The organism is Amycolatopsis sp. NPDC059021 (genome assembly GCF_042739895.1).
Classification (GTDB): domain Bacteria; phylum Actinomycetota; class Actinomycetes; order Mycobacteriales; family Pseudonocardiaceae; genus Amycolatopsis.
Genome location: NZ_JBHYIQ010000068.1, coordinates 37,639 through 56,346 on the forward strand (window position 1 = coordinate 37,639; position 18,708 = coordinate 56,346).

Here is an 18,708-nt window from a genome sequence, read left to right on the forward strand (position 1 = left end):
CTTCCAGGGCCCGGGCGCGGGCCCGGGGGCGCCGGCCGTGGCGCCCTCCGCGGGGGCGGGGGTTGGGGGCGTGGGGGGCGGGGGGGTGGGGCCCGCCCCCACCACGGTTCACCTGATGCGAACCTGCCCGAAACGTGCCGCCAACGCACGCGTGCTGTGCTGAGGCTGTGCCGTCACTCACCGGGATCGGGGCGGACACCCTCGCCCCGCGCACGCGGATCGTCCACGGCTACGAGCGCGCCTACCGGCTGGCCGGGAGCGGGCCCGTCGTGCTGCTCCTGCACGGGATCGGCGATGACTCCTCGACCTGGCTCGACCTGCTCGCGTCGTTGTCCGGTGAATTCACCGTGCTCGCCCCGGACCTGCTCGGCCACGGCGCCTCCGCGAAGCCCCGCGCGGACTACTCCGTCGCCGCCTACGCGTGCGGCATGCGGGATCTGCTCGCGACGCTCGACATCGACCGGGTCAGCGTGGTCGGGCATTCGCTGGGCGGCGGGGTCGCGATGCAGTTCGCCTACCAGTTCCCGGAGCTGTGCGAGCGTCTCGTGCTCATCGGTTCCGGCGGGATCGGCGCGTCCGTGCACCCGTTGCTGCGGCTGGCCGCGGCGCCGGGTGCCGGGCTGGCGATGCCACTGCTCGGTGTCACCCCGGTGCTTTCGGCGCTGCGCGGGCTGGGCTCGGTGTTGCGCCGCACCGGCGGTTTCGGCCTCGGCCCCGGGCCCGCCGCCGAACTCGACTATGTCGTGTCCCGGTACGTGCGGCTGATGGAACCGCCGAGCAGACAGGCCTTCCTGCGTACGTTGCGTTCGGTGGTGGACTGGCGTGGCCAGGTCGTCAACATGCTCGACCGCTGCTATCTGACCGAAGGCATCCCGACGATGCTCATGTGGGGGACCCGCGACCAGGTGGTGCCGGTCGCCCACGCGCATCGGGCGCACCGGGCCATGCCGGGCAGCAAGCTCGTGCTCTTCGAGGGCGCCGGGCACTTCCCGTACCGCACGAACCCCGGACGGTTCCTGGCCATCCTGCGCGAGTTCCTGACCGAAACCCCGCCCGCCCGGCACGACCGCGCGCACTGGCGCAAGCTGCTGCGTGCCGGTGACCCGAAACACGACAGCGCCCTCGACGGCCCCACGGTCTCCAGCGGTACCTGACACTCGGGCCCGTGAGTGGAGAACTCGCGGGCCCGAATGCGTCAAGCGGGTCAGTGGCCGAAGGCGCTGCGCGCGGCGAGGTCGGCCAGGAGTTCGCGGCCCTTCTCGGCGTTGCGCGGCTGGCTCAGCACGTCATAACGGCGCGCGACGAGCTGGCTCTGCGAGATGAACCCCCGCTTGTTCGGGCTGGCCGCGTAGCCCAGCGCGCCGAACAGCAGGTTGAACCCGATACCGGCGACGAGGCCGATCCCGATCGGGATGAGCCCGGCGCCCGGGTTCAGCATGCTCAGCACCAGGCCGAGGAACAGGCCGAACAGCGCGCCGGACATCGCCGCGTTGCCGAGCAGCCTGCGCCAGTTCATCCGGCCCGCGATGCGCTCGACGAGCACCGGTTCGACGCCGACGATGGTCACGTCGGTCACCGGGAAGTCGGTGCCCGCGAGGTGGTCGACCGCCCGCTGGGCCTGCTCGTACGACTCGTAGGAACCGATCGGCCAGCCGGTGGGCATCGTGGGCAGCTGGGGGCGTGCCTGCTGCGGGTTCACCGAGCTCTGCGTGAATGCTGTGGTCATCGATCTCACCTCTCCTGCCCCGTACAACGTGCGACGCTCCCCGAATGGTCCCACGCGGACGGGATTCACAGACTCTTCTCAGCCGGACAACACAGACATTCCGGCCGGTATGTCCCGAGGCGACGGCGGCCGGATTTAAAGGTTCAAATTCATACCTTTGCTCCGGTTGACCCGTTCGGGCTGACCCGGTAGGAAGAACGCGCAAAGGATTCGATTCAAACCTTTGGGGTGGCCGATGGCGCGGAGACAAGGCATGCTCACCCTCGATCAGCTGCGCACGCTGGTCGCCGACGGGACGATCGACACGGTGCTCGTCGCGATGACCGACATGCAGGGCCGGCTGCAGGGCAAGCGCTGCGCCGCAGAGTACTTCCTCGAAGAGGTGGTACCGCACGCCACCGAGGCCTGCAACTACCTCCTGGCCGTCGACGTCGAGATGAACACCGTCGACGGCTACGACATCTCGTCCTGGGACACCGGTTACGGCGACTTCGTGCTGCGGCCCGACTTCGACACGCTGCGGCTGATCCCGTGGCAGCCGGGCACGGCGCTGGTGCTCGCCGACGTGGAGCGGGTGCAGGGCGGGCCCGTCACGGTGTCGCCGCGGCAGATCCTGCGGGCCCAGCTCGACCGGCTCGCCGAGCGCGGGCTCGCCGCGTACGTCGGCACCGAGCTGGAGTTCATCGTCTTCGACGACAGCTACGAAGCCGCGTGGGACAAGCGCTACCAGGGTCTGAAGCCCGCCAATCAGTACAATGTGGACTACTCGATGCTCGGTACCGCGCGGATCGAGCCGCTGCTGCGCCGCATCCGCCGCGAGATGGGCGGCGCCGGCATGTACGTCGAGTCGGCCAAGGGGGAGTGCAACCCCGGCCAGCAGGAGATCGCCTTCCGCTACGCCGACGCGCTGACCACCTGCGACAACCACAGCATCTACAAGACCGGGGCCAAGGAGATCGCCGCGCAGGAGGGCAAGAGCCTCACCTTCATGGCGAAGTACGACGAGCGCGAGGGCAACTCCTGCCATATCCACATCAGCCTGCGCTCGGCCGAGGGCGGCGCGGTGCTCGCCGGTGACCGGCCCGGCGGGTTCTCCCGGCTGATGGAGCACTTCCTCGCCGGTCAGCTCGCCGGACTACGCGAGCTGACCTACTTCTTCGCGCCGAACGTCAACTCCTACAAGCGGTTCGTGCGCGGCAGCTTCGCGCCGACCGGGATCGCCTGGGGCACCGACAACCGCACGTGCGCGCTGCGCGTAGTCGGTCACGGCGATTCGCTGCGCGTGGAGAACCGCGTGCCCGGCGGCGACGTCAACCCCTACCTCGCCGTCGCGGCCCTCATCGCCGCCGGGTTGCACGGCATCGAGAACGAGCTGCCGCTGGAGGAGGAGTTCACCGGCAACGCCTACGACTCCTACGCGCTGCCGCGGGTGCCCGCCACGATCAGCGAGGCCATCAGCGAGTTCGCGGCGAGCGAGATCGTCGAGCGGGCGTTCGGGTTCGACGTCCATACGCACTATCTCAACGCGGCGAAGATCGAACGCGAGGCCTTCGAGAAGGCCGTCACCGATTGGGAGCGCATTCGTGGTTTCGAACGCCTCTGATTCTTCGCCGCCTCCGCGGGAGGAAGTACGTCGGCGGAAGCCGGTCATCGGCCTGACGACGTACATCGAGCCCGCCCGGTTCGGCGTCTGGGACACCGAAGCCGCGCTCCTGCACCGTGTCTACGTCGACTGCGTGACCGCCGCGGGCGGTATTCCCGTGCTCCTCCCGCCGGTGAGCGACGCCTATACGCGGCTGATGTCCACTGTGGACGCACTGGTGCTGGTCGGCGGCGCCGACGTCGATCCGGCGCGGTACGGCCAGGAACCGCATGAGAAGACCTACACCAGGCCCGATCGTGACGCCTTCGAGTTCGGCCTGCTCGGCGCGGCGATCGAAGCCGGGGTTCCGGTGCTCGGCGTCTGCCGGGGGCTCCAGGTGATCAGCGTCGCGCTCGGCGGCACGCTGACCCAGGACATGCCCGAGGCGACCGGCAGCCGCGAGCATCAGCCCGCGCCCGCGACGTTCGGGACCAGCACGATCACCCTCGCCGAGGGGTCGCGCGCCGCCGCGATCCTCGGGGCGGAGACCAAGGCGATGTGCTACCACCACCAGGCCATCGACCGGCTCGGCGACGGGCTCGTCCCGGTCGGCTGGGCCGCCGACGGCACCGTCGAGGCCGCCGAGCTGCCCGGCGGGAACTTCGTCCTCGGGGTGCAATGGCATCCCGAACAGGACACCGACGACCTCCGGCTCTTCGCGGCCCTCGTGGCGGCCGCCCGTAAGGAGAGGTAATGAGCACCAGTTTCGACGTGATCAACCCCGCCACCGAAGAGGTGGTGCGGTCGGTCGCGCTGACCACCGCCGAGGAGACCGACGCCGCGATCGCCCGCGCGCGGGCCGCGTTCCCGGCCTGGCGCGACGTCGCCCCCGGCGACCGTGCGCGACTGCTGCGTCGTTTCGCCGACGCCGTCGAGAACGACATCGAGAACCTCGCCCGGCTGGAGGTCACGAACTCCGGGCACACGATCGGCAACGCGCGCTGGGAAGCGGGCAACGTCCGCGACGTCCTGAACTACTACGCCGCCGCGCCGGAACGCCTGATCGGGAAGCAGATCCCGGTGCCGGGCGGGGTGAACGTCACGTTCCACGAGCCGCTCGGCGTCGTCGGCGTGATCGTGCCGTGGAACTTCCCGATGCCGATCGCGGGCTGGGGTTTCGCGCCCGCGCTCGCGGCCGGGAACACCGTGGTCCTCAAGCCCGCCGAGCTGACGCCGTTGACCGCGCTCCGGCTCGCCGAACTGGCGCGCGAGGCGGGCATCCCCGAGGACGTCTTCCAGGTGCTGCCGGGTAAGGGATCCGTGGTGGGACAACGGTTCGTCGAGCATCCGGCGGTACGCAAGGTCGTCTTCACCGGGTCCACCGAGGTCGGCAAGCGGATCATGGCGGGCTGCGCGGCGCAGGTGAAGCGCGTGACGCTGGAGCTGGGCGGGAAGAACGCGAACATCGTCTTCGCCGACGCCGACCTGGAGAAGGCCGCCGCGACGGCGCCGTACGGGGTCTTCGACAACGCGGGCCAGGACTGCTGCGCGCGCTCGCTGATCCTCGTGCAGGCGAGCGCGTACGACCGGTTCATGGAGCTGCTCGAACCCGCCGTGCGTGGTGTGGTCGTCGGCGATCCGGGGTCGGAGAAGACCGAGATGGGGCCGCTCATCTCGGCCGCGCACCACGCGAAGGTGTCGTCCTATGTGGACGATCGGACACCGGTGGCGTTCCGGGGGAGCGCGCCGGACGGGCCGGGGTTCTGGTTCGCGCCGACCGTCGTCACCCCGCCGAATCTGCAGGATCCCCTGGCCACGGACGAGATCTTCGGCCCGGTCGTCGCCGTCGTCCCGTTCGCCGAGGAGGCCGACGCGGTCGACATGGCCAACTACACCGAGTACGGCCTGTCCGGGTCGATCTGGACCCGCGACGTCGGCCGCGCCTTCCGGGTCTCCCGCGGCGTCGAGTCGGGGAACCTCTCGGTCAACTCGCATTCGTCGGTGCGGTACTGGACGCCGTTCGGCGGATTCAAGCAGTCCGGTCTCGGCCGTGAGCTCGGGCCGGACGCCGCGACGGCGTTCACCGAGACCAAGAACGTCTTTCTGAGCACGGAGGAGTAGGGATGGTGCAGCGTTTCGAGGGCCGCGTCGCGGTGATCACCGGTGGGGCCAGCGGGATCGGGCTCGCGTCCGCGCGCCGCCTGGCGAGCGAGGGCGCGAAGATCGTCATCGCCGACGTCGCGCCGGAGCAGGGCAAGGTCGCGGCGGACGAGGTCGGCGGCGTATTCGTGCAGACCGACGTCACCGACGCCGAGCAGGTCGAGGCCCTGTTCCAGTCCACAGTGGACCAGTTCGGCTCGGTCGACGTCGCGTTCAACAACGCCGGGATCTCGCCGCCGGACGACGACTCGATCCTCACCACCGGCATCGACGCGTGGCAGAAGGTCCAGCAGGTCAACCTGACCTCGGTGTACCTGTGCTGCAAGGCCGTCCTGCCGCACATGCGGCGTCAGGGGAAGGGCTCGATCGTCAACACGGCGTCGTTCGTGGCGGTCATGGGCGCGGCGACCTCGCAGATCTCCTACACCGCGTCCAAGGGCGGCGTGCTCGCGATGAGCCGCGAGCTGGGCGTGCAGTTCGCGCGCGAGAACATCCGCGTCAACGCGCTGTGCCCCGGACCGGTGAACACCCCGCTGCTCAAGGAGCTGTTCGCGAAGGACCCCGAGCGGGCCGCGCGGCGTCTCGTGCACGTCCCGGTCGGGCGGTTCGCCGAGCCGGAGGAGATCGCCGCCGCCGTCGCCTTCCTCGCCAGCGACGACGCCAGTTTCATCACCGCCTCCCAGTTCCTCGTCGACGGCGGCATCTCCGGCGCCTACGTCACCCCCCTGTAAGCACGCGAGATCTCCGTTCAATCACGTGAGGTCGCCGTTCAATCACGTGAGATCGCCGGTGTGGTGTGGGCGGGGAGAAGTGGACGGGGGGTGAAGCCGCCGGGTACGGTATGCGCGACAACTACAGATCGGGCCGTCGAGCCGGAGCGGGAGAGCCCCCACGAACGTGGTGGGGCACCGAAGGAGCAAACTCCCCGGAATCTCTCAGGTATCCACTACCGCTTCGTGCGAGGCCACTCTGGAAAGCAGGCGTACCCACGCCTCACCCAAGGTGAAAGCCGTGCTGTGTTCGATCGGGAACGCACGGTGAAACTCTCAGGTGCCATGACAGAGGGGGAGTTCCAGCGCACCGGTCTACCCAGTGCCCGGCCCGAGGAGCTCCCCATCACATCGACACCGTTCGACACCCGGCATATCGGCCCATCGGTGGCCGAACAGGCCAAGATGCTGGCCGAATGCGGTTACGGCAGCCTGGACGCGCTCGTCGCCGCCGCGGTCCCGTCCGCCATCCGCAGTGCTCACGGCCTCGATCTCCCCGCCGCCGCGTCCGAAGAGGACGCCACCGCCGAACTGCGGGCGCTCGCCGCGCGTAACCGTCCGATGACGCAGATGATCGGCCTCGGCTACCACGACACCGTGACCCCGCCGGTGATCCGCCGCAACGTGCTGGAGAACCCGGCCTGGTACACCGCGTACACGCCGTATCAGCCGGAGATCTCGCAGGGCCGTCTCGAAGCCCTGCTCAACTTCCAGACCATGGTCGCCGACCTCACCGGCCTGGCCACCGCGAACGCCTCCCTGCTCGACGAGGCCACCGCCGTCGCCGAGGCCGTGACGCTCATGCGGCGTGCCTCCAAGTCCAAGTCGAACGTCGTCGTCCTCGACGCCGAATGCCTGCCGCAGACCATCGCCGTGGTCCGCACCCGCGCCGAGGCGCTGGGCATCGAGGTCCAGGTCCGCGACCTGCTGACCGGGCTGCCCGCGGAGTTCTTCGGCGTCGTCGTCCAGTACCCCGGCGCGTCCGGCGTGCTGCGCGGCCCCGGCTTCTACCACGCGATCTCCGGTTCGGCGAAGGCCGCGGGCGCGCTGTTCACCGTCGCCGCCGACCTCCTGGCCCTGACCCTCATCACCTCGCCGGGTGAGTTCGGCGCCGACGTCGCGGCCGGCTCGACGCAGCGTTTCGGCGTCCCGCTCGGCTACGGCGGCCCGCACGCCGGGTACCTGTCCGTCCGGAGTGGACTGGAGCGCTCACTGCCCGGCCGCCTCGTCGGGGTTTCGGTCGACGCCGACGGCAACCCGGCGTACCGCCTCGCACTGCAGACCCGCGAGCAGCACATCCGCCGTGAGAAGGCGACGTCCAATATCTGCACCGCGCAGGTGCTGCCCGCCGTGCTCGCCGCGATGTACGCGGTCTACCACGGTCCGGACGGCCTCCAGCGCATCGCCGCCCGGGTGCACGGCCTGGCCGCCGGGTTCGCCGAGGCGCTGCGGCAGGGCGGCGTCGAGGTCGTGCACGAGGGATTCTTCGACACCGTCGTCGCGCGCGTGCCCGGCAAGGCGGCCGAAATCCACGCCGCGGCAAGGGAAAGCGGGATCAACCTCGGCCACATCGATGCCGACCACGTCCGCGTCGCCTGTGACGAGGTCACCCGCCCGGACATCCTCGTGAAGGTCCTGCGTGCGTTCGGGGTCGAAGCCGCGCCGGAGGAGAGCAAGAAGGCGCTGCCGAACGGTCTCGCCCGCGAGAGCGGCTACCTGAGCCACGAGGTCTTCGTCGCGCACCGGTCCGAGACGGCGATGCTGCGGTATCTGCGGCGTCTGTCCGATCAGGACTACGCGCTCGACCGCGGCATGATCCCGCTCGGTTCGTGCACGATGAAGCTCAACGCCACCACCGAGATGGAGCCGATCAGCTGGCGCGAGTTCGCGGGCATCCACCCGTTCGCGCCCGCCGGCGACGCCGAGGGCTACCACGTGCTGGTCGAGCAGCTGTCGGGCTGGCTGGCCGAGGTCACCGGCTACGACAAGGTGTCGCTGCAGCCGAACGCGGGCAGCCAGGGCGAGCTCGCCGGGCTGCTGGCCATCCGCGCCTACCACCGCGCCAACGGCGACGAGGGCCGCGACGTCTGCCTGATCCCGTCGTCCGCGCACGGCACCAACGCCGCCTCGGCGGTGCTCGCCGGGATGCGCGTGGTCGTGGTCAAGTGCACTGCCGAGGGCAACGTCGACCTCGACGACCTCCAGTCCAAAGTGGACGCGCACAAGGACACGCTCGCCGCGATCATGGTCACCTACCCGTCCACGCACGGGGTGTACGAGCACGGCATCGAGCGGCTCGCCAAGATCGTGCACGACGGCGGCGGACAGGTCTATGTGGACGGTGCGAACCTCAACGCGCTGCTGGGCCTGGCCAAGCCGGGCGAGTTCGGCGGCGACGTCTCGCATCTGAACCTGCACAAGACGTTCTGCATCCCGCATGGCGGCGGTGGCCCCGGCGTCGGCCCGGTCGCGGTGCGCGCGCACCTCGCGCCGTATCTGCCCAACCACCCGCTGCTGGACACCGCGGGCCCGGAAACCGGCGTCGGCCCGATCAGCGCCGCGCCCTACGGCTCGGCCTCGATCCTGCCGATCTCGTGGGCCTACGTCCGCATGATGGGCGCGCCCGGCCTCACCGCGGCCACCGAGGTCGCGGTGCTCGCCGCGAACTACGTCGCCGCGCGGCTCGGCCCGCACTACCCGGTGCTCTACACCGGGCAGGACGGCCTCGTCGCGCACGAGTGCATCCTCGATCTGCGCGGCATCACCAAGGAAACCGGCGTCACCGTCGACGACGTCGCGAAGCGGCTGATCGACTATGGCTTCCACGCGCCGACGATGTCGTTCCCGGTCGCCGGCACGCTCATGGTCGAGCCGACCGAGAGCGAGGACCTCACCGAGATCGACCGGTTCTGCGACGCGATGATCGCCATCCGCGAGGAGATCGACGGTGTCGCGCAAGGCCGCTGGACCGCGGAGGACAGCCCGCTGCGCAATGCCCCGCACACCGCCGGTGCGCTGGTCGGCGAGTGGGACAAGCCCTACGATCGCGAGCTCGCCGTGTTCCCCGCCGGGGTTTCGCGCAAGACGAAGTACTGGCCGCCGGTGCGCCGGATCGACGGTGCCCACGGCGACCGCAACCTCGTCTGCTCCTGCCCGCCCCTCAACGCTTACGAAGGCTGAGCCCGTGTCGAAGGAAACCTCCCTGCACGAAGTCCACAAGGGACTCGGTGCGCTGTTCACCGATTTCGCGGGCTGGTCGATGCCGGTCCGCTACGCCAGCGAGCTGGCCGAGCACAAAGCCGTGCGCACCGCGGCCGGGCTGTTCGACCTCTCGCACATGGCGGAGATCGAGGTCACCGGCCCGGAGGCCGCGGCGACGCTGGACTACGCGCTGGTGGGCAACCTGTCCGGCGTCAAACCGGGCCGCGCCCGCTACACGATGATCTGCGACGCCGACGGCGGCGTGCTGGACGACCTGGTCGTCTACCGGCTCGCCGACGAAAAGTTCCTGGTGGTGGCGAACGCGGGTAACGCGGACGTCGTCGCCGAGGCGCTGGCCGAGCGGGTCGCCGGATTCGACGCCGTGGTCGACAACCGCTCCGAGCACGTCGCGCTGATCGCCGTCCAGGGCCCGAACGCGGTGGCGATCCTCCGCGCGGTCACCGACGCGGACTTGGACTCGCTGAAGTACTACGCGAGCGTCCCGGCCGAGGTGAAGGGACACGACGTCCTCCTCGCCCGCACCGGCTACACCGGGGAGGACGGCTTCGAGCTGTTCGTCCCGGCCGCCGAGGCACCGGCGCTGTGGCGGCTCCTGACCGAGGCGGGGGAGGGGCACGGGCTGCTCCCGGCCGGGCTCGCCTGCCGCGACACACTGCGGCTCGAAGCGGGAATGCCGTTGTACGGCAACGAACTCACCCGTGCGCTGAACCCGTTCGCGGCCGGGCTGGGCCGGGTCGTGAAGTTCGAGAAGCCCGGCGACTTCGTCGGGAAGGCCGCGCTCGAAGAGCTGGCCAAGGCCGACGTCCCGCGCGTGCGCGTCGGCCTCAAGGGCACCGGGCGCCGCGCGCCGCGGCACGGGTACCGAGTGCTGGCGGGCGAGACCGAGATCGGCGAGGTCACCAGTGGTGCGCTGTCGCCGACGCTGGGTTACCCGATCGCCATGGCCTACGTCGACCGGGAACACAGCGAGCCCGGCACCGGGCTTTCCGTCGACATCCGCGGGCGGATCGAGCCCGTCGAGGTCGTCGCCCTCCCGTTCTACAAGCGTTCCTGACCGCCCTGACCAGCCGGGCACATCGAAAGGCTTTCGCATGACCAGCATTCCCCAGGACCTGTCCTACACCAAGGATCACGAGTGGCTGAGCGTCGCCGACGGCGTCGCCACGGTCGGGATCACCGCCTTCGCCGCCGAGTCGCTCGGCGACATCGTCTTCGTCCAGCTCCCGTCGGTCGGCGACAAGGTCACCGCGGGCGAGGTGTTCGGCGAGGTCGAGTCGACCAAGTCGGTCAGCGAGCTGTACTCGCCGGTCAGCGGTGAGGTCGTCGAGGTGAACGAGGCCACTTCGGACACCCCCGAGGTCATCAACGACGACGCGTTCGGCCAGGGTTGGCTGCTGCGGGTACGCACCAGCGGTGACCTGCCGGAGTTGCTCGACGCCGCCGCCTACGCGGTTTTGACCCAGGAGGCCTGACCCATGACCACGTTCGACGCGCCGCTGTCCGAAGTGGACCCGGAGATCGCCGCCGCGGTCGCCGACGAGCTCACCCGCCAGCAGTCCACGCTGGAGATGATCGCCTCGGAGAACTTCGCTCCGCTCGGCGTGCTCGAGGCGCAGGGTTCGGTGCTGACCAACAAGTACGCCGAGGGGTACCCCGGCCGCCGCTACTACGGCGGTTGCGAGCACGTCGACGTCGTCGAGCAGCTCGCGATCGAGCGCGCGAAGGCGCTCTTCGGCGCAGAGCACGTCAACGTCCAGCCGCACTCGGGCGCGCAGGCCAACGCGGCCGCGATGTTCGCCGTGTTGAAGCCGGGCGACACCATTCTCGGCCTCGACCTGGCGCACGGCGGCCACCTGACGCACGGGATGAAGATCAACTTCTCCGGCAAGCTCTACAACGTCGTCGCCTACCATGTCGACAAAGAGACCGGCATCGTTGACCTCGCCGAGATCGAACGGCTGGCCGTCGAGCACAAGCCGAAGCTGATCATCGCCGGCTGGTCCGCCTATCCGCGTCAGCTCGACTTCGCCGAGTTCCGGCGCATCGCCGACGCGGTGGACGCCAAGCTCATGGTCGACATGGCCCACTTCGCCGGCCTGGTCGCGGCCGGGCTGCACCCCTCGCCGGTGCCGCACGCCGACATCGTCACCACGACCACGCACAAGACCCTCGGCGGCCCGCGCGGCGGCTTGATCCTGTGCCGTCAGGAGCTGGCGAAGAAGATCAACTCGGCGGTGTTCCCCGGTCAGCAGGGCGGGCCGCTGGAGCACGTCATCGCCGCCAAGGCCGTCGCGCTGAAGATCGCCGCGAGCGAGGAGTTCCGCGAGCGTCAGCAGCGTGTGCTGGAAGGCGCGAAGATCCTCGCCGACCGGCTGTCGCGTTCGGACACCGCGGAGGCGGGCGTCCGGGTGCTCACCGGCGGTACCGACGTGCACCTCGTGCTCGTCGACCTCGTCCAGTCCGCTTTGGACGGTCAGCAGGCCGAGGACCGGCTGCACTCGGTCGGGATCACGGTCAACCGCAACGCGGTCCCGTTCGACCCGCGTCCGCCGATGGTGACCTCGGGGCTGCGCATCGGCACCCCGGCGCTGGCCACCCGCGGCTTCGGCGCCGAGGACTTCACCGAGGTCGCCGACATCATCGCCGAGGCACTCAAACCGGACTTCGACGACGACGTGCGGCAGACGCTGCGTGCCCGTGTCGAGCTGCTGGCCAAGAAGCACCCCCTCTACGCCGACCTCGCGCGATGACCGCGGCGCCGGAGGGCCGGAAGCTGTTGCGGCTGGAGGTCCGCAATAGTCAGACGCCGATCGAGAAGAAGCCTTCGTGGATCAAGACGCGGGCGAAGATGGGGCCGGAGTTCACCGAGCTCAAGGGCCTGGTCCGCCGTGAGGGTCTGCACACGGTTTGTGAAGAGGCCGGGTGTCCCAACATTTACGAGTGCTGGGAAGACCGTGAGGCGACGTTCCTGATCGGTGGCGATCAGTGCACGCGTCGTTGCGATTTCTGTCAGATCGACACCGGTAAGCCCGCCGCGCTGGATCGGACCGAGCCTCGCAAGGTGGCCGAAAGTGTCCAGGCGATGGGACTGCGCTATTCGACGGTCACCGGCGTCGCCCGGGACGACCTGGAGGATGGTGGCGCCTGGCTGTATGCGGAGACGGTGCGCCAGATCCACAGTTTGAATCCGGGCACCGGTGTTGAGCTGTTGATCCCGGACTTCAACGCCGATCCCGCGCAGCTGGCCGAGGTGTTCGCGTCGCGACCGGAGGTGCTGGCGCACAACCTGGAGACGGTGCCGCGGGTGTTCAAGCGGATGCGTCCCGGCTTCCGGTACGCAAGGTCTCTTGAGGTGATCACGAAGGCCCGTGAGGCTGGGTTGGTGACGAAGTCGAACCTGATCCTGGGCATGGGTGAGACACCCGACGAGGTGGCCCCGGCGATGCGGGATTTGGTTGACGCGGGTTGCGAGATCCTGACGATCACGCAGTATTTGCGGCCGTCGCCGCGGCATCATCCGGTGGACCGGTGGGTGAAGCCGGAGGAGTTCGTCGAGCACTCCAAGGCCGCCGAGGCGATGGGGTTCGCCGGAGTCATGGCCGGGCCGCTGGTGCGGTCCTCCTACCGTGCCGGACGCCTCTACGCGCAGACGAAGAGTTACCGTGGAGAAGAGCTGCCGGACAACCTGAGGCATCTCGCCGAACAGGGTCCGGCCGCACAAGAGGCCAGCTCGCTTCTGGCTGTATCCAATGGGCCCTCAGCGGTAAAAATTACTTCGGGCCGGAATTAGGGAAGGGGCGGATCAATGGCGATCAGCGTCTTCGACCTGTTTTCGATCGGCATCGGACCGTCGAGCTCCCACACGGTCGGCCCGATGCGGGCTGCACGGACCTTTGTGGACGGTCTCGTCGACGAGAACCTGCTGAACCGCACCGCGCGTGTCCAAAGTGAACTGTTCGGCTCGCTGGGCGCCACCGGGTTCGGGCACGGCAGCGACAAGGCCGTGCTGCTCGGGCTGTCCGGTGAGCGGCCGGAGGAGGTCGACACCGGCACCGTGCCGGGCAAGATCGCGGAAATCCGCGAGTCCGGCAGCCTGAGGCTGGGCGGCGAGCGCGAGATCGTGTTCACCGAGGACACCGACCTCACCATGCACCGCCGCAAATCCCTGCCCGCTCACCCGAACGGCATGATCTTCCGCGCCTTCGACGGCGAGGGCGTCCTGCTGCGGGAGCGGACGTACTACTCGGTCGGCGGCGGGTTCGTGCGGGACGAGTCGTACGAGACGGACACGGTCGTGGTCGAGGACTCGACCCCGGTGCCGTACCCGTTCCGCACCGGCGCCGACCTGCTCGCGCACTGCGCGTCGACCGGCCTGCCGATCAGCGAGATCATGTTCCGCAACGAACTCGCCTGGCGGAGCCGGGACGAGATCCGCGAGGGGCTGCTCGGCATCTGGGCGGTCATGGCCGAATGCGTCCGCAACGGCTGCGCGCACGAAGGTGTCCTGCCGGGCGGGCTCAAGGTGCCGCGTCGCGCGAAAGCGTTGCACGACAAGCTCCTCGCCGAGGACGGCGCCGAGGACCCGTTGTACGCCATGGACTGGGTCAGCCTGTACGCACTCGCGGTGAACGAGGAGAACGCCGCGGGCGGCCGGGTCGTCACCGCGCCCACCAACGGCGCGGCCGGGGTCATCCCCGCGGTGCTGCACTACTACCAGCGGTTCATCCGGGGCGCCTCCGACGACGGGATCGTGACGTTCCTGCTCACCGCGGGCGCGATCGGGTCGATCCTCAAGCAGACCGGGTCGATCTCCGGTGCCGAGGTCGGCTGCCAGGGCGAGGTCGGTTCGGCGTCCGCGATGGCCGCCGCCGGGCTCACCGAGGTGCTCGGCGGCAGCCCGGCGCAGGTGGAGAACGCCGCCGAGATCGGCGTCGAACACCACCTCGGGCTGACCTGCGACCCGGTCGGCGGACTCGTGCAGATCCCGTGCATCGAGCGCAACGCCGTCGGCGCGTCGAAGGCCATCCACGCCGCGCGGATGGCGATGCGTGGCGACGGCAGTCACGTCGTGACGCTGGACAAGGCGATCAAGACGATGCGGGAGACCGGCGCCGACATGAGCATCAAGTACAAGGAGACGGCGCGCGGCGGCCTCGCGGTCAACGTCATCGAGTGCTGAGCTAACGCTGTTTCTTGGTGCGCGGCCGGGGCGGACCCGATGCCTGGGCCGCGCGCCGTGCACGCGTGACGTACAGCGTGACGAAGAACGCGACAGCGCCAGGGCCGAACACGAGCATCACCAGCACGATGACCTGGACGAAGACGGGCGGGTCATCACTCGACGACTCCGTGCCGTCGGCCAGTTGCACCGAGAGAAACACCAGAAGCGCGAAGGCCACCACCGACGTGGCCGCCGCCACCGCCAAAGCGAGCCGCCATGGCGGTGGCGGTGCGGGCCGTCCTGGAGTGTGGGACCGCCGGACGGCGGGAATCGATCGCCAGGTCACGCCGCGCCGGGAAAGCCACATGCGGTGCAGGACCTCGGTCTCGTGTTCGAGGTCGAGGCCGTTGTGGTCGTTGAGGTTCGGCAGGACGGTCCGGCGGCCCGTGTCGTCGTACATCGCCGTGACGAAGTAGGGCGCGGACTTGAGCTGGCGGTGGTGTTTCGGTTCGACGACGATGTCCTGGATCCGGGTCCACGGCGTCTTCCTCGCGCGGAACCAGCCGTGGACCGTCACGCCGTCCTCGTCGGTGTGGGTCGCGCTCACCAGCGCGTACCAAACGATCAGCACAAGCGGCAAGGCCACCACCGCGATGACGAAGATCCGCATCGCGGCTTGGTCGGTCTCGAAGAACCATCCCCGCCCGAGCTGAAGAACCACTTCCAGCACGAAGACGGGCGTGAAAACGGAGAAGCGCGCGCGGGTGAGACGGTACTCGCGTAGCTCGTCGTCATCCGACAGCGGCTCAGGACTGAACCGGCTCATGGAATCCCCAGTCGCCGGAGGCCTGTCCGGCTGATTCCGTTCTACACCCGGAAGTCCCGCGCGCCAACGCTTTCGGTGCGGCTATAGGGTTCGACGGCCAGCCGGAGCCCGACCTCGACGAGCGTCCAGCCGAGGCGCTGCCGCCGGGTGCCGCCCAGACAGGCCCGGCCGCCGCCGCGCGGACGGCGGGTGCCGCGGCGCAACTCCGCTTCCCGCTCGTTGACCAGGTCCTGCGCCATCAGGAAGTGCACCGGATCGCCCCCACTCGGTCTTCGGTGTCTCACTGGACGCTGTCAATAGTTGCTCACCGTGGCCGGGTGATTCCAGTGGTTTTCTCACGGAATGCCAGTTGTCAGCTCCGGGTGAACGCGGGCGGCGTTGCCGTTACCGGCCGCAGGCCGGCCTCGACGAGGATCCGGCCGAGGCGCTTCCCGCCGTGTGCCGTTCCGCCGGGCACTCGCGTGCGGCGGCGTCGGCAGCCGGGTCGGCCTAAACTCGCTGGGTGGAGTCGACCGCGGTGGCGAATGCCGGTGAAGCGCTGTTCCGTCCGGTGCGGACGGGCAACGCCTTCGAGGAGACCGTCGAGCGGCTCCTGCAGGCCATCCGGCTCGGCGTGGTCGGCGCGGGGGAGCGGCTGCCGTCCGAGCGGGAGCTGGCCGAACGCCTCGGCGTCAGCCGCGTCACGCTGCGCGAGGCGATCCGGGCGCTGTCCGACGCCGGGTATGTCGAATCGCGGCGAGGGCGCTACGGCGGCACGTTCGTCAACGAGAACCTGCCCGATCCGGGACACACCATCGGGGAACGTCCGGTCGCCGCGGTCGCGCTGGAGGACGCGCTGACCCTGCGGTACGTGCTGGAGACCGGTGCCGCCGAGATGGCGGCGGCGCGCTCGCTGAGCCCGGCCGACCGGCAGCACCTGACCAGCACGCTCGCCGACGCGTCGGCCGCGGGCCTCGCCGACTACCGGCGCAAGGATTCCCGGCTGCACCTGGCGATCGCCGAGGTGACCGCGTCCGGTTCGCTGACCACCGCGATGGCCGACGCGCGGACGCGGGTCAACCAGCTGCTCGACCGGATCCCGCTGCTGGAGCCGAACCTGGAGCACTCCAACGCCCAGCACGAGGAGATCGTTGACGCGATCCTCGCCGGCGACCCGGTCGCCGCGCGGCGCGCGATGGCCGAGCACATCGAGGGCACCGAGTCGCTGCTGCGCGCCTTCCTCTGAGCGGAAATGTCATGATCCTGTTTCAGTGATCCGGCCCGTCTCAACCCCGTCACTCGTTCGAGCGTCGGACGTGACGTGGATGAGATGTCTGCGGAATATGAGCCCGAAGCCGGTGAGAAGACGCCTGGACGGTGGCGGCGCGTCCGCCGGATCGCCTACTGGACCGCCGGACTCGGGGTCGGCATCCCGCTCCTCGCCTTCTGGATCGCCTACCTGGTGCTCGACGTGCGCAGCCCGCAGGAGGTGCTCGCCGGGCTCGACAAGACCGTCACACTGGACTATTCGGACGGTTCGGAACTGCTCAAGGTCGTCCCGCCCGACGGGGACCGGCTCTTCGTGCCCTACGCGCGGATACCCGCCAAGCTGAGGGACGCGATCGTCGCGACCGAGGATCCGACGTTCTGGGACAACCAGGGCTTCGACCCGACCGGCGTCGGCCGCGCGCTGCTGACCGGTTTCGGCGGCGGGTCCGGGATCACCCAGCAGTACATCAAGAAGTCCACCGGGGACGACGAGCACGCCATCACCCGCAAGCTCACCGAACTGGTGCTCGCCACGAAGATCACCCAGGAGCAGTCCAAGGAGAAGATCTTCGAGAGCTACGTGAACATCATTTCCTTCGGGCGCAACACTTTCGGCCCCGCGGCGGCGATGAACGCGTTCTTCGGCCGCGGCCTCGACGAGTCCCTCACCTGGAGCGAGGCGGCGTTCCTGGCCGGGATGATCCAGTCGCCGTCGGTGCACGATCCGGCCGTCTCCGGCGACGAACACGCGGCGAGGCGCTGGGAGTACGTACGGGACAAGCTCGTCGAGCGGGGGTATGTCAAGGGCGGCGAGATCGGCAGGATGGCCTACCCCGGCAAGGAAATCCAGCCGCCGTCGGAGACCCGCGCGGGCCGGCTGGACTACGGGCAGTACCACGTCAAACAGGCCGTGCTCGCCGAACTGGAACGCGCCGGTTTCCCGCTGAACCGGTTGCGGCAGGGCACTTTGCGCATCGAGACGACGCTGGACCGGCGGGCGCAGGAAGGCGCGCGCAAGACGATCAAGGACCGGCTGGCCGGCGAACCGCGTGAGCTGCGCGGCGCGCTCGTGTCCGTCGAACCGGGGACGGGCGCGGTGCGGGTCTACGACGGCGGTGACGACGGCCTGCGCGACTACGCGGGCGTCGCGCACCCGGTGGGTTCGGCGTTCTACCCGTTCAGCATGCTGGCCGGGCTGCGTGCGGGGATCGGCGTCGACCAGCCCGCGGCGTCGCCACCGGAGACGGAGTTCCTCGGCGAGCGGTTCAAGTATCCGAACGTCTGCGGGGATCCGTGCACCTACCGGCAGGCGCTGCGCAAGGCGGCGGACGCGCCGTTCGCGGACCTGGCGAAGCGGCTGGGGGCGGACGCGCTGAGCGCCGCGGCCCGCGACGCGGGCATCCCGGACGCCGTCGATGGCGCCGCGACCCTGCGGGAGTACAACAGCGACCTCATCGGTGCCGGGATCGCGATCGGGCGATATCCCTTGCGGCCCTTGGACATGGCGGGCGCGTACGCGACTTTCGCGGCCAAGGGCGTGCGCGCGATGCCTTATCTGGTCGAGAAGATCCGGGACGAGAAGGGTGAGATCGTCTGGCAGCACACCTCGCGGCCGTCGCCGTTCAGCGGCGACGACGCGACGAGCACACGGCTGGCCGACGCGGTGACGGACGCGCTGCGCACGACGTTGCCGGACGGCCGCCCGGCGGCGCTGGCGACCGGGCAGTTCGAGCAGGGCATCAGCCAGGACTACGCGGCGGCCTGGGCGATCGGCTACACGCCGAAGCTGGTGACCGCGGTGTGGATCGGCAGCGACGACGACAGCTGGCGCCTCCGGAACTCCGGTGGCCAGAAGATCACCGGCGCGACCATGCCGACGGACATCTGGCAGACCTTCATGCTCGCCAACGCCGGCGGCCGCCCCGCACGCTGAATTTCCCGGGGTCGGACTGCGCGGTGCACCGAGGCGCGATGCCGTGAACGACGCGTTGGGGACGTTGATCGTCCCGAACG

Annotated in this window: 16 protein-coding genes and 1 riboswitch; of the genes, 13 read left to right on the top strand and 3 right to left on the bottom strand. The window is 69.7% G+C overall.

Going from position 1 to position 18,708, the window contains the following annotated elements:
- Positions 1-167: 167 nt before the first annotated feature.
- Positions 168-1,154, top strand: a complete 987-nt coding sequence (locus ACFWX1_RS32335; protein WP_378393550.1) for an alpha/beta fold hydrolase — start codon at positions 168-170, stop codon at positions 1,152-1,154.
- 50 nt (positions 1,155-1,204) lie between these two features.
- On the opposite strand, the gene ACFWX1_RS32340 is transcribed toward ACFWX1_RS32335, so the two are convergent.
- The gene (locus ACFWX1_RS32340) at positions 1,205-1,726 is read right to left on the bottom strand and encodes a general stress protein (protein ID WP_378393551.1); all 522 of its coding nucleotides are present in this window, start codon (positions 1,724-1,726) and stop codon (positions 1,205-1,207) included.
- A gap of 235 nt (positions 1,727-1,961) precedes the next feature.
- On the opposite strand from ACFWX1_RS32340, the gene ACFWX1_RS32345 reads away from it, so the two are divergent.
- From ACFWX1_RS32345 to ACFWX1_RS32390, 10 genes are all read left to right on the top strand, one after another.
- Positions 1,962-3,329, top strand: coding sequence for a glutamine synthetase family protein (locus ACFWX1_RS32345; protein WP_378393552.1), 1,368 nt, complete (start codon positions 1,962-1,964; stop codon positions 3,327-3,329).
- Entirely contained in the window at positions 3,310-4,062 is a 753-nt protein-coding gene (locus ACFWX1_RS32350) for a gamma-glutamyl-gamma-aminobutyrate hydrolase family protein (RefSeq protein ID WP_378393553.1), read from the top strand. Before ACFWX1_RS32345 ends, ACFWX1_RS32350 begins: the two co-directional genes overlap by 20 nt.
- On the top strand, positions 4,062-5,429 hold the full coding sequence (locus tag ACFWX1_RS32355; RefSeq protein WP_378393554.1) for an aldehyde dehydrogenase family protein: 1,368 nt from the start codon (positions 4,062-4,064) through the stop codon (positions 5,427-5,429). Before ACFWX1_RS32350 ends, ACFWX1_RS32355 begins: the two co-directional genes overlap by 1 nt.
- Before the next feature lie 2 nt (positions 5,430-5,431).
- Positions 5,432-6,199, top strand: coding sequence for a 3-oxoacyl-ACP reductase (locus ACFWX1_RS32360; protein WP_378393555.1), 768 nt, complete (start codon positions 5,432-5,434; stop codon positions 6,197-6,199).
- A gap of 137 nt (positions 6,200-6,336) precedes the next feature.
- A riboswitch (glycine riboswitch) is annotated at positions 6,337-6,430 on the top strand.
- Positions 6,431-6,583: 153 nt separating this feature from the next.
- Complete coding sequence (gene gcvP / locus ACFWX1_RS32365) at positions 6,584-9,418, top strand: aminomethyl-transferring glycine dehydrogenase (RefSeq protein ID WP_378393564.1); 2,835 nt, start codon at positions 6,584-6,586, stop codon at positions 9,416-9,418.
- A gap of 4 nt (positions 9,419-9,422) precedes the next feature.
- Positions 9,423-10,514, top strand: a complete 1,092-nt coding sequence (gene gcvT / locus ACFWX1_RS32370; RefSeq protein WP_378393556.1) for a glycine cleavage system aminomethyltransferase GcvT — start codon at positions 9,423-9,425, stop codon at positions 10,512-10,514.
- 37 nt (positions 10,515-10,551) lie between these two features.
- The gene (gene gcvH / locus ACFWX1_RS32375; RefSeq protein WP_378328898.1) at positions 10,552-10,932 is read left to right on the top strand and encodes a glycine cleavage system protein GcvH; all 381 of its coding nucleotides are present in this window, start codon (positions 10,552-10,554) and stop codon (positions 10,930-10,932) included.
- 3 nt (positions 10,933-10,935) lie between these two features.
- Positions 10,936-12,210, top strand: a complete 1,275-nt coding sequence (gene glyA, locus ACFWX1_RS32380; protein WP_378393557.1) for a serine hydroxymethyltransferase — start codon at positions 10,936-10,938, stop codon at positions 12,208-12,210.
- On the top strand, positions 12,207-13,250 hold the full coding sequence (gene lipA, locus ACFWX1_RS32385; RefSeq protein ID WP_378393558.1) for a lipoyl synthase: 1,044 nt from the start codon (positions 12,207-12,209) through the stop codon (positions 13,248-13,250). Before glyA ends, lipA begins: the two co-directional genes overlap by 4 nt.
- A 15-nt stretch (positions 13,251-13,265) precedes the next feature.
- Complete coding sequence (locus tag ACFWX1_RS32390; protein WP_378393559.1) at positions 13,266-14,639, top strand: L-serine ammonia-lyase; 1,374 nt, start codon at positions 13,266-13,268, stop codon at positions 14,637-14,639.
- 1 nt (position 14,640) lies between these two features.
- Here ACFWX1_RS32390 and ACFWX1_RS32395 read toward each other — a convergent pair whose 3' ends face one another.
- Both ACFWX1_RS32395 and ACFWX1_RS32400 read right to left on the bottom strand, forming a co-directional pair.
- Complete coding sequence (locus ACFWX1_RS32395) at positions 14,641-15,447, bottom strand: hypothetical protein (RefSeq protein ID WP_378393560.1); 807 nt, start codon at positions 15,445-15,447, stop codon at positions 14,641-14,643.
- Positions 15,448-15,488: 41 nt separating this feature from the next.
- Positions 15,489-15,698 (bottom strand): hypothetical protein, encoded by a 210-nt coding sequence (locus ACFWX1_RS32400; protein WP_378393561.1) that lies wholly within the window; start codon positions 15,696-15,698, stop codon positions 15,489-15,491.
- Between the two features lie 251 nt (positions 15,699-15,949).
- On the opposite strand from ACFWX1_RS32400, the gene ACFWX1_RS32405 reads away from it, so the two are divergent.
- Positions 15,950-16,672 carry a FadR/GntR family transcriptional regulator gene (locus ACFWX1_RS32405; RefSeq protein ID WP_378393562.1) on the top strand — a complete coding sequence of 241 codons (723 nt, stop codon included), beginning with the start codon at positions 15,950-15,952 and terminating at the stop codon, positions 16,670-16,672.
- A gap of 84 nt (positions 16,673-16,756) precedes the next feature.
- Positions 16,757-18,628 (top strand): transglycosylase domain-containing protein, encoded by a 1,872-nt coding sequence (locus ACFWX1_RS32410; protein WP_378393563.1) that lies wholly within the window; start codon positions 16,757-16,759, stop codon positions 18,626-18,628.
- Positions 18,629-18,708 lie beyond the last annotated feature (80 nt).